Source organism: Rathayibacter sp. AY1F8, assembly GCF_002932165.1.
Classification (GTDB): Bacteria; Actinomycetota; Actinomycetes; order Actinomycetales; family Microbacteriaceae; genus Rathayibacter.
The window spans coordinates 29,515-40,882 of record NZ_PSVB01000027.1; the positions used below are offsets into that span (position 1 = coordinate 29,515).

Consider the following 11,368-nt stretch of genomic DNA (forward strand, 5'->3'; position numbering starts at 1 on the left):
CCGCGTCGAGCGATCCGCACCGGATGTTCAGCACGGACGGGCGGGCAGTGCGCATCCCGGCGCCGAGCGGAAGGGGGTGCGGGAGGCGCGGGCGGCTGCCTACAGTCGGACTGCTGCGGCCCGGTCCCGCGGGTCGGACGACGGGAGGCGCGATGCGCGGCGAGGCGACGCTCTACACGGACGCGGTGGTGACGGCTCCGTTCGCCCTCGCGGTGATCGCGGAGGCGACCGGCTCGCGAGTGGTCAGCGCGCGGACCGCGGACGCGCACGTTCCGCTCTACAGCGGTCCGACGAGCGCGCGGGTCGAGATCGCGGGGTTCGGCGACAGCGTGCCGGTCACCGTCGACGTGCGCGACGAGCGCGGGATCGACGAGGCGCGCGCGGCCGCGCAGGCGCTCGGGCTGGAGCTAGCCGCCTACGCGGGCTGGGAGGTCGTGGCCGGCTTCTGAGCGTCGCGTCGGACCCGGGCGAGGTAGTAGCGGCTGGGCGCCGTCCTCACGATCGCGGGAAGCAGGCGGTAGACGGCGAAGGTGCGCGAGAGCGCCCGCTCGAACCGCGCCTCCTGCCGTGCGGTCCAGTGGAAGCCGAAGGGCTCGCGGAGCGCCGCCGGGAGCAGACCGGCGGTGATCAGGCGGAGGTAGGGGCCGAGCGGGCGCAGGTACCAGGCGGCGATGCTCGGGCCCAGCAGGTCGTGGGCGACCCGGCGGGCCGCGAGCGTGACCTCGAGGCGCTCCAGCTCCCGCTCCCAGTAGGCGTCGAACGCGGTGCGGGAGTCGGGCCAGAGGTCCGCGGGCATCTGCAGGGCCGCGCCGACGACGACGGAGCGGCGCACGATGTCGTCCGCCTCCTCCTTGCTCAGCGCACCGAAGGCGCCCTCGTAGAGCTGCAGCATCGACTGGGTGAGCGTCGCCGCGACCCAGCGCTGCAGCTCCGGGTCGAAGGCCGTGTAGCCGGGGCCGCGCACGGGCACGTGCGCCCTGTTCACGCGGCGGCGGACGGCGCGGACGTCCTCGGGAGTGCCGTAGTGCAGGACGTAGAGGTAGGAGAGCGTCCCGTGCAGGCGGTTCACGGCCCGGTGCACGAAGTCGGAGTGGTCGGCGACGCCCTGCCCGACCGCCGGGTGCGCGATCTGGAGGAGGATCGCGCGCGCCCCCGCCAGCAGGAACACGCCCTCGCGGAAGACGTCCGGGGTGCGGGTGGCCGACGACATGGCTCCACGCTACGCGGGAGCGGCGGGCGGAGGAGGGGCCGGTGACCCCCGGCGGGCGTCCGGCGGGCGCGGAGCGACCGCACGGGAAGCCCGCGGCGGGTGCGGAGTAGACTCGGCGCGGCCCAGGGACAGTGCCGAGACTCCGGCGTCGTCCGGGCCACCTCGAACTCGAAACGCAAGCGCGCTCGGCGCGGAATGGGAATGCAGCGTGGATCTCTTCGAATACCAGGCCCGTGATCTGTTCGAGAAGTACGGCGTCCCCGTGCTCCCGGGCATCGTCGCCGACACGCCGGAGGAGGTGCGCGCCGCGGCGGAGAAGCTGGGCGGCGTCACCGTCGTCAAGGCGCAGGTCAAGATCGGCGGCCGCGGCAAGGCGGGCGGCGTGAAGGTCGCGAAGACCCCCGAGGACGCGTTCGCCGCGGCGCAGTCGATCCTCGGCCTCGACATCAAGGGCCACGTCGTCAAGCGCGTCATGGTCGCCGGCGGTGCGCGCATCGACCGCGAGTTCTACTTCTCGGTGCTGCTGGACCGGGCCAACCGCTCCTACCTCTCGCTCACCTCCTACGAGGGCGGCATGGAGATCGAGCAGCTCGCCGTCGAGCGCCCCGACGCCCTCGCGCGCGTCGAGGTCATCCCCGGCCAGGGCATCGATCAGGCCAAGGCCGAGGAGATCGCCCGCGCGGCGAAATTCCCGGAGGAGCTGATCGCCAAGGTCGCGCCCGTCCTGGTGAAGCTGTACGACGTCTACACCGGCGAGGACGCCACGCTCGTCGAGGTGAACCCGCTCGTGCTCACCGAGGAGGGCGACATCGTCGCGCTCGACGGCAAGGTCTCGCTCGACGAGAACGCCGGCTTCCGCCACGCGGACCACGCCGCGCTCGAGGACAAGGACGCCGCCGACCCGCTCGAGGCGAAGGCCAAGGAGAACGACCTCAACTACGTGAAGCTCGACGGCGAGGTCGGCATCATCGGCAACGGCGCGGGCCTGGTCATGTCGACCCTCGACGTCGTCGCCTACGCCGGAGAGAGGCACAACGGCGTGAAGCCGGCCAACTTCCTCGACATCGGCGGCGGAGCCTCCGCCCAGGTGATGGCGAACGGCCTCGACGTGATCCTCGGCGACGAGCAGGTCAAGAGCGTCTTCGTCAACGTCTTCGGAGGCATCACCGCGTGCGACGCGGTCGCCAACGGCATCCTCCAGGCGCTCGAGATCCTCGGCGACTCGGCCACGAAGCCGCTCGTCGTCCGCCTCGACGGCAACAAGGTCGAGGAGGGCCGCGCGATCCTCCAGGCCGCCGCCAACCCGCTCATCACGCTCGCCGCGACCATGGACGAGGGCGCCGACAAGGCCGCCGAACTCGCCGCCGCGTAACGGACCCGACGACTCAAGGAATCAGAGAACAAGCATGTCGATCTTCCTCACCAAGGACTCCAAGGTCATCGTCCAGGGCATCACCGGCGGCGAGGGCACCAAGCACACCGCGCTGATGCTCAAGGCCGGCACGAACGTGGTCGGCGGCGTCAACGCCCGCAAGGCCGGCACGACCGTCACCCACGGCGACGTCGAGCTCCCCGTCTTCGGCACCGTGAAGGAGGCGATGGAGGCCACCGGCGCCGACGTCTCCATCGCGTTCGTGCCGCCCGCCTTCTCGAAGGACGCCGTCATCGAGGCGATCGACGCCGAGATCGGCCTCCTCGTCGTCATCACCGAGGGCATCCCGGTGCAGGACTCCGCGGAGTTCTGGGCGTACGCGCAGGAGAAGGGGAACAAGACGCGGATCATCGGCCCCAACTGCCCCGGCATCATCACGCCGGGCGAGTCGCTCGTGGGCATCACCCCCGCGACGATCACCGGCAAGGGCCCGATCGGCCTCGTCTCGAAGTCGGGCACCCTGACCTACCAGATGATGTACGAGCTGCGCGACCTGGGCTTCTCGACCGCGATCGGCATCGGCGGCGACCCGATCATCGGCACGACGCACATCGACGCGCTCGCCGCGTTCGAGGCCGACCCCGAGACGAAGGCGATCGTGATGATCGGCGAGATCGGCGGCGACGCCGAGGAGCGCGCCGCGGACTTCATCAAGGCGAACGTCACGAAGCCCGTCGTCGGCTACGTCGCGGGCTTCACCGCCCCCGAGGGCAAGACGATGGGCCACGCCGGCGCCATCGTCTCCGGCTCGGCCGGCACCGCGCAGGCCAAGAAGGAGGCCCTCGAGGCTGCGGGCGTGAAGGTCGGCAAGACGCCCTCCGAGACGGCCGCCCTGCTCCGCGAGGTCTACGCGGCGCTCTAGCGCCCGTCCTCCCCGCACCACCGTCGGAACGGACGGTGCCCCTGCTCCGGCGGGCGGCGCCGTCCGTTCCGTCGTCGGGGCGGGTCCGGCCGGAGTAGCGTCGCAGCGTGACCCGCCGCCTCGGACTCGACCTGCTGACCTTCGTGCCGTACCCGGAGGGCCCCGAGCAGCCCGGCGACGCCGCGCGGAGCCTCGAGGACGGGCTGGCCCTGCTCGAGCTCGCCGAGGATCTCGGCTACGGCACCGGCTGGGTCCGCGTGCGGCACTTCGAGCGCTACCTCGCGTCTCCGATGACCTTCTTCGCGGCCGCCTCCCAGCGGACCCGCCGCCTCCGCCTCGGGACCGCGGTCATCGGCGCCCGCTACGAGTCGCCCGTGCGCCTCGCCGAGGACGCCGCGACCGTGGACCTGCTCTCGGGCGGACGCCTCGACCTCGGCGTCAGCAGCGGCTTCGCGCATCTCTCCTCCGTCTTCGACGGGGTGTTCGGGCAGGCCGAGCGCGACTTCCGCGAGGAGGCGCAGGAGCGCATCGCGCGACTCCGCGAGGCGCTCTCGGGCGCCGTGCTCGGCGTCGCGGAGTCGGCCCTGATGTCGGTCCCGGTCGGCGCTCCGCTGGTTCAGCAGCCGCACGCGCCCGGCCTCGCCGACCGGCTCTGGTACGGGGCGGGAACGGTGTCCTCCGCGGTCCGGGCAGGCGAGCAGGGCATGCACCTGCAGGTGTCCACGCTCAACACGGAGGAGACGGGCCTGCCGTTCGCCGAGCAGCAGGCGGTGCAGATCCGCGCCTACCGCGAGGCCTTCGCCGCAGCGCACCCGGGGCGCACGTCGAGGGTGACGGCGGGCCGGATCGTGCTGCCGCTGCTCGACGCCGCCGACGAGGAGGCGCACCGCCCCTTCATCGAGGGCTACCTCGCGCGGATGGACGACGAGGGCCGCCCCCGCACGGCCGACCGGTCGATCATCGCCGCCCCGATGCGCTTCAGCCCCCTCCACGTCGGGAGCCCGGAGCGGATCGTCGCATCGCTCGCCGCGGATCCGGCGCTCGCGGAGGCGGACGCGCTCACGGTGACGCTCCCGGCGGTCGGCGGGGTGGAGCCGCACCGGCGCATCCTGCGCGCCGTCGCCGAGCGCATCGCCCCGCAGCTGGGCTGGACGCCCGGCGCCTGAGGATCAGCGCCGCGCGAGCAGTGCCCGGACGGGCCGCTGCAGCAGGAGCAGGAGCAGCCACCAGAGCCCGACCGACGGGACCAGCAGCGCCAGCGCCAGTGCGACGAGGAGCAGCGCGAAGGGCAGCAGGGCGGGCGCGAGCGGCAGGGGCCCTGCGCCGGGCCGCCTGAGCTCCGGGTGCAGGGAGAGGCGCAGCTCGATCAGGACCAGCGCCCCGCTCATCGCGGCCATCGTGCCGATGTAGAGCCCGATCGTCGCCCGGGAGTCCGGGAACAGCGCCAGCGCGCTCGTCGAGAACGGGAAGAACGCCAGCGCGGCCAGCCACAGCAGGTCCAGCCACACCAGGGCGCCGTCGTAGTCCCCGGCGATCTCGAAGACGCGGTGGTGGGGGATCCAGAAGACGGCGATGACCGCGAAGGAGAGCGCGAAGGCGAGGACCGAGTCCAGGTGCTCCGCGAGCAGCGCCGGGACTCCGCCGCCCTCCCGGGCGACCTCGGGAGCCAGCTGCACCAGCGGCAGGACGAGGACGGTGATGGCGATGGCGGCGGTCGCGTCCGAGAAGTTGACGAGCCGGTCGAGCCCGCGCTCCGTCCGGCGGTGGGCCGCTCGTCCCCCGGGGCGACCGCGGTGCACCAGGCGCTCGATTGGACCCGAGAGCAGGAGCAGCAGGAGCGCGAACATGTTGACGGCCGGCACCGCGACGGCGAGCACGAGGGCCGCGAGGAGGACGCCGATCACGATCAGCGACCTCGAGAGGGAGCGCCGCGGCTCCGCCCCCGGGGCCAGGAGATCCGGATCGCGGCGCACGATGAGCTGCATCGCGAGGGTCGCCGCGCTCGCCGCGATCATCGTGCCGATGTAGAGCGCGATGACGCTGCCGTCGGTGTCGAGCACGTTCGAGATCAGGTTCGCCGCGAAGGGGAGCAGGACGACCGCGGCCAGCCAGACGAAGTTCGCGACGACGAGCGCGGGCGAGTACCGGGCCACGCCCTCGAAGACGGAGTGGTGGACCGCCCAGAGCCGTCCGATCACGGCGAACGTGATGAAGAAGGCGGAGAGGGTGCCGTAGTGACCTGTGAGGAGGGACCCCAGATCGGCCGCGCGGCCCTCCTCGACCACGTCGACGAGGGGGAGGACGAGGAACGTGATGGCGATGGCGACGACGGCGTCGGAGAAGTTCACGAGGCGGTCCAGGCCGCGCTCCGTCCGTGCGTCCGAGGTCCCCGTCATGGCTCCGACACTAGAGGGCCGGGCGGCGCGCCCCTGACCCGCCTCCGAGCGCGCCGCCGCTAGGCTCGTCAGGCCCATGAACCGGATCACCGTCGCCCTCCTCGCCGCCTTCGACGCCGCGCTGTCGGCGCTGATCGGGATCGCGATCCCGCTCGTCCCGCTGACCGTCCTCTGGGCCGTGCAGTACGACACGACGGTCGACTTCGGCGTGTTCTGGCGGGTCGCCGCCGACGCCTGGCTGCTCGGCCACGGGGCCGACCTGCAGGCGGCGCTGGCCCCCGACTCCGCCCTCGCCGTCGCGCTGCCCGGAGGCGCGGACGCCTTCCCGGTGACGATCGCTCCGCTGGCCTTCGCACTCCTCACCGTGCTGCTCGGCGCGCGTACCGGCCGCCGCGCCCAGGAGTCGCCGTTCCGGGCCATCGGCGTCCTCGTCGCGATCGCGACCTACCTGGCGATCGCGCTCCTGGTCTCGCTCGGATCCGCGGACCCGGCCGCCACCGTCGATCCCCTGCAGGGGACGCTGCTGCCGCCGCTCGTCTTCGCGCTGGGGGTGCTCGTCGGAGCAGCGCTCCACTCCGCCCGCAGCGACGAGGCCGACCCCCTCGGCGAGCTGGCCGCCTCCGCGCTCGACCGCGTCCCCGCGCCGGGGCCTGGGCTCGTCCTCGCGTCGCTGCGCGGGGGAGCGCTCGCCGCGGCCGGCGTGGTCGGAGTCGCGGCGGTGCTCGTCGCCGTGCTGCTGGTCGTGCACTACACCTCGGTCGTCGCGCTCTACGAGAGCCTCGGCGCCGAGGCGCTCGGCGGCCTGGCCCTCACTCTCGGGCAGCTCGCGTTCCTCCCGAACCTGGTGATCTGGGCGGCGAGCTGGCTGATCGGCCCGGGCTTCGCCCTCGGCACCGGCTCCTCCGTGAGCGCGGCCGGAACGCTGCTCGGACCGATTCCGTCGATCCCGGTCCTCGCCGCACTGCCCGCAGGGGACTCGGCCTTCGGATTCCTCGGACTGCTCGTTCCGCTGCTCGCCGGGTTCGCCGCGGGATGGCGGCTGCGGCGCGGCGTGATCGAGGCGCTCGACGGACGCTCGCTGCTGCGCTGGGGTGCCGCCGCGGCCGGCGGGATCGGCGTGGTCGGCGGCCTGCTGCTCGGGCTCCTCGCCTGGTTCTCGGCGGGCGCCGCCGGGCCCGGGCGGCTCGCCCAGGTGGGCCCGGACCCGCTCGTCGTCGGGGCGGTCGCCGCCCTCGAGCTCGCGCTGGCCGCGGGCCTGGGCCTCGCCGCGGGCCGCAGCCGACGCGGCTGACGCCGGCGGAGGCGTCCCCCTAGACTTGCGCAGTGCTGAAGTTGGTCGTGCTCCTCTCCGGCGGCGGATCGAACCTCCGCGCCCTGCTGGACGCCACCGGCGACGAGGGCTTCCCCGCCCGCATCGTCGCGGTCGGCAGCGACACCGACGCCGAGGGCTTCCGCCACGCCGAGGAGCGCGGAGTCCCCGCCTTCACGGTCGCGCCGCGCGACTTCTCCTCCCGCGACGAGTGGGGCGCCGCCCTGCTCGGGCGCATCCGGGAGTGGGAGCCCGACCTCGTCGTCTGCGCGGGCTTCATGCGCATCCTGCCGCCCGTGGTGGTGGACGCGCTCAGCCCGCGGATGATCAACACGCATCCCGCCCTGCTGCCCCTCTTCCCCGGCGCCCACGCCGTCCGTGACGCCCTCGCCGCCGGCGCGACCGAGACCGGCGTCACCGTGCACGTGATCGACACCGGCGTCGACACGGGACCCGTCATCGCCCAGGAGAGCCTCGCCGTGCTCCCCGGCGAGAGCGAGGACGCGCTGCACGAGCGCATCAAGACCATCGAGCGTCGCCTGCTGGTGCAGACGGTGCTCGACATCGCCCACGGAACCGTCGACCTCGAGGAGCTCGCCCGCGCATGAGCATCACCGCCCACGACCCCAGCATCTACGACGACCGCGACCGGGTCCCCGTCCGCCGGGCGCTGATCTCGGTCAGCGACAAGACCGGCCTGCTCGAGCTCGGAGCGGCGCTCGCCGCGGCCGGCGTCGAGCTCGTCTCCACCGGCTCGACCGCAGCGACCCTCCGCGGCGCCGGCCACGAGGTCACCGACGTCTCGGCCGTCACCGGGTTCCCGGAGTCGCTCGACGGCCGCGTGAAGACGCTGCACCCGGCCGTGCACGCGGGCATCCTCGCCGACCTGAGGCTCGCCTCGCACCGCGAGCAGCTGGAGCAGCTCGACATCGCCGCGTTCGAGCTGGTCGTGGTGAACCTGTACCCGTTCCGCGAGACCGTCGCCGGCGGCGCCGACGCGGCGACCGTGGTCGAGAACATCGACATCGGGGGCCCGGCCCTCGTCCGCGCCTCCGCGAAGAACCACGCGAACGTCGCGATCGTCGTCGATCCGGCCGACTACTCCGGGATCGCGACCGCCCTCGCCGACGGCGGCACGACGCTCGCCGCGCGCCGCACCCTGGCGGCCCGCGCCTTCGCGCACACCGCCTCCTACGACTCCGCCGTCGCCGCCTGGTTCGCCGGGCAGGAGGCGGCCGAGGGCGTCGAGGGCTCGGTCGAGATCCGCGGGACCCTGCAGCAGGTCCTCCGCTACGGCGAGAACTCGCACCAGAAGGCGGCCCTCTACGTCTCTCCCGACGGCACCGGCATCGCGCAGGCGACGCAGCTGCACGGCAAGGAGATGTCCTACAACAACTACGTCGACGCCGACGCGGCCGTCCGCGCGGCCTACGACTTCGTGCTCCCCGCCGTCGCGATCATCAAGCACGCGAACCCCTGCGGCATCGCGATCGCGAGCTCGAAGGCGATCGACCTCATCGCCTCCGCCCACCGCCGCGCCCACGAGTGCGACCCGGTGTCGGCCTTCGGCGGCGTCATCGCCGCGAACCGGCCCGTCACCCTCGCCATGGCCGAGACGGTGAAGGAGATCTTCACCGAAGTGCTCGTCGCCCCCGGCTTCGAGCCCGAGGCGCTCGAGGTGCTGAAGACCAAGAAGAACCTGCGCCTGCTGCAGCTCCCCGACTTCTACGCCCCCGTCGAGCGCGAGTTCAAGCAGATCTCCGGCGGCCTGCTGCTGCAGGAGCCGGACCGCTTCATCGGCGGCCCCGGCGAGGTCAGCTCCGGCTGGCAGCTCGTCGCCGGCGAGCCCGCCGACGCCGACACGATGCTCGACCTCGAGTTCGCGTGGAAGGCCTGCCGCGCCGTCAAGTCGAACGCGATCCTCCTCGCCAAGGGCGGCGCCTCCGTCGGCGTCGGCATGGGTCAGGTCAACCGCGTCGACTCCTGCCACCTCGCCGTCACCCGCGCCGGCGACCGCGCCCCCGGCACCGTCGCCGCCTCCGACGCGTTCTTCCCCTTCGCCGACGGCCTCGAGGTGCTCCTCGCCGCCGGCGTGAAGGCCGTCGTCCAGCCCGGCGGCTCCGTCCGCGACGCCGAGGTCATCGACGCGGCCGCCCGCGCCGGCGTCACGATGTACACGACGGGGGAGCGGCACTTCTTCCACTGAGTGACGGGCGCTCCGCGCCCGTCACTCGGTGGAAGAAGTGGTGTTCGATCTCCCCGCCGCTCCCTGCGCGGCGGGGCGCGGTCGGCTTCGCGACGGGGTGCGTTCCGTAGAGCGGGGTGCGTCGCCGGTCGCGGGAATCGCTTGGCACGCGATTCCCGCTGAACCGGCTCTGCCTTGCGGTGCTCGTCTTCCCGGCCGCATCCTGCGGGGCGCGGTCGGCTTCGCGACACGGAGCGTTCCGTGGAGCGGGGTGCGTCGCCGGTCGCGGGAATCGCTTGGCACGCGATCCCCGCTGAGTCGGCTCTGCCTTGCGGCGGGCGTCTTCCCGGCCGCTGCTCGCGCGGCGGGGTGCGGTCGGCTTCGCGACGTGAGGCGTTCCAGGGAGTGGGGGCGTCGCGGGTCGCGGGCATCGCCGGGCACGCAAGGCCCGCTGAAACCGCTCTGCGGTGCGGTGGGCGGCTCTTAGGGGGCTGCTAGGGGATCGACAGGCGAGGCGCGGGCGGGGGCGCGTAGGGTCACCGGGTGCCTTCCGACTCGACGCCCGCGTCCACTCCCGACACCCCGACCGCCGCGACCACGATCGCCCCGAACCGGGACCGCGCGCCCGGGACGGGCCGCCGGATCCTCGTCGCGCTGCTCGCCGCCGCGGCGACCGCGCTCGTGGCGCACCTCGCCAACCTGCTGGCCTTCTTCATCGGCAACCAGCTGCAGCCCGGCTCCATCCCGCAGGTCAACGCCTACTTCCTGCTCTCGAGCGTGCTCGGCTTCGTGGTCGTCCTCGTCCTCGCCGTCGCGGGGATGCTCGGACGCACCTGGAGCGCCGCCCTCGCGGGACTCGTCGCGGGTGTGGTCGGAGCCGTGTTCGGCACGCTCGTCCAAGCCAGCGCCACCGGCGAGGCCGTCACGGGCGCCGTCTGGGCCTCCATCTTCCAGACCTTCGCCGGACTCAACCTCGTCTTCCTGCTCGCGTTCACCGTCTCGGCGGCGAGCGTCGGCCGCGCGCTCTGGAACCGCCTCCGCACCACGGGCGCGCCGGCCGCCGTCGTCACCGACCGCCGCATCGCGATCGTCCGGGCCCCGGCCGCCGACCTCTCGGCGGGCGAGCTCACCCACCTCGAGCGCGTCCCCGTCGACCAGCAGCGCGCCCAGCAGCAGTGGGAGGCGTACGTCGACCTGCTCGAGCGGGCCGGCTGGGAGACGGTCGAGGCCGCACCGGCGCCCGGACTCGCCGACTCCGTCTTCCTCGAGGACGCGGTCGTCGTCTTCGGCGACCACGCCGTGATCGCCCGGTCCGGAGCGGAGTCCCGCCGCGGAGAGACGGCAGGCGCCGAGGAGGCCGTCCGCGCCCTCGGCCTGACGGTCGACCGCATCGAGGAGCCGGGCACGCTCGACGGCGGCGACGTCCTCAAGGTGGGATCGACGGTCTACGTCGGCCGCGGAGGCCGGACCGACGCGGCGGGGGTAGCCCAGCTGCGCGCGATCCTCCGCCCCCGCGGGTACGACGTCGTCGCGGTCCCGCTGACCAAGGTGCTGCACCTCAAGAGCGCCGTGACCGCGCTGCCCGACGGCACGGTCATCGGCTGGGAGCCGGTCGTCGACGAGCCGCGCCTGTTCCCCTCCTTCCTGCCGATGCCCGAGGAGGCGGGCGCCCACGTGGTCGTCCTCGACGACGACACCCTCCTGATGGCCGCCTCCGCTCCCCGGAGCGCCGAGCTGCTGCGGAGCCTGGGCTACCGCGTCCTCACCGTGGACGTCTCGGAGTTCGAGAAGCTCGAGGGCTGCGTCACCTGCCTCTCGGTCCGCGTCCGCTGACGGCGGAGGCGGGGGGAACCGCCGGATCGCGGCGGCCGCTGGACGGAGCACATAGCCCGGGTATAGCCTTCAAGGCTGCCCGGAGCTCTCCGGCCCGGTGGCACCTCCCGCCTCCCCGCCCACCCGGCAGGGGAGGCGGGA

At 73.5% G+C, this 11,368-nt stretch carries 10 protein-coding genes; 8 read left to right on the plus strand and 2 right to left on the minus strand.

The annotated features are described in order from the left end of the window. The first annotated feature begins 152 nt into the window (after positions 1-152). Positions 153-449, plus strand: a complete 297-nt coding sequence (locus C5C35_RS15050) for a hypothetical protein (protein ID WP_104263484.1) — start codon at positions 153-155, stop codon at positions 447-449. Here the strand turns inward: C5C35_RS15050 and C5C35_RS15055 are convergent. Next, positions 416-1,210: an oxygenase MpaB family protein gene (locus C5C35_RS15055; protein ID WP_104263485.1), complete on the minus strand. Its 795-nt coding sequence runs from the start codon at positions 1,208-1,210 to the stop codon at positions 416-418. The two genes, C5C35_RS15050 and C5C35_RS15055, sit on opposite strands and share 34 nt — an antisense overlap. Before the next feature lie 208 nt (positions 1,211-1,418). Here C5C35_RS15055 and sucC point away from each other — a divergent pair, with 208 nt between their 5' ends. The 3 genes from sucC (at position 1,419) to C5C35_RS15070 (ending at position 4,670) form a co-directional block, all read left to right on the plus strand. Further along, the gene (gene sucC / locus C5C35_RS15060) at positions 1,419-2,582 is read left to right on the plus strand and encodes an ADP-forming succinate--CoA ligase subunit beta (RefSeq protein ID WP_104263486.1); all 1,164 of its coding nucleotides are present in this window, start codon (positions 1,419-1,421) and stop codon (positions 2,580-2,582) included. A gap of 34 nt (positions 2,583-2,616) precedes the next feature. After that, entirely contained in the window at positions 2,617-3,504 is an 888-nt protein-coding gene (gene sucD / locus C5C35_RS15065) for a succinate--CoA ligase subunit alpha (RefSeq protein ID WP_104224929.1), read from the plus strand. 107 nt (positions 3,505-3,611) lie between these two features. After that, a complete protein-coding gene (locus tag C5C35_RS15070; RefSeq protein ID WP_104263487.1) occupies positions 3,612-4,670 on the plus strand; it encodes an LLM class flavin-dependent oxidoreductase in 1,059 nt (352 codons plus the stop codon). Positions 4,671-4,673: 3 nt separating this feature from the next. On the opposite strand, the gene C5C35_RS15075 is transcribed toward C5C35_RS15070, so the two are convergent. Next, a complete protein-coding gene (locus C5C35_RS15075; RefSeq protein ID WP_181133780.1) occupies positions 4,674-5,900 on the minus strand; it encodes a TMEM175 family protein in 1,227 nt (408 codons plus the stop codon). A gap of 76 nt (positions 5,901-5,976) precedes the next feature. Here C5C35_RS15075 and C5C35_RS15080 point away from each other — a divergent pair, with 76 nt between their 5' ends. From C5C35_RS15080 to ddaH, 4 genes are all read left to right on the plus strand, one after another. After that, positions 5,977-7,191, plus strand: a complete 1,215-nt coding sequence (locus tag C5C35_RS15080; RefSeq protein WP_104227293.1) for a DUF6350 family protein — start codon at positions 5,977-5,979, stop codon at positions 7,189-7,191. A 32-nt stretch (positions 7,192-7,223) separates the two neighbouring features. Next, entirely contained in the window at positions 7,224-7,817 is a 594-nt protein-coding gene (purN, locus tag C5C35_RS15085; RefSeq protein ID WP_104224933.1) for a phosphoribosylglycinamide formyltransferase, read from the plus strand. Beyond that, complete coding sequence (purH, locus tag C5C35_RS15090) at positions 7,814-9,415, plus strand: bifunctional phosphoribosylaminoimidazolecarboxamide formyltransferase/IMP cyclohydrolase (RefSeq protein WP_104263489.1); 1,602 nt, start codon at positions 7,814-7,816, stop codon at positions 9,413-9,415. Before purN ends, purH begins: the two co-directional genes overlap by 4 nt. A gap of 522 nt (positions 9,416-9,937) precedes the next feature. Beyond that, positions 9,938-11,227, plus strand: a complete 1,290-nt coding sequence (ddaH, locus tag C5C35_RS17385) for a dimethylargininase (protein ID WP_308470801.1) — start codon at positions 9,938-9,940, stop codon at positions 11,225-11,227. Positions 11,228-11,368 lie beyond the last annotated feature (141 nt).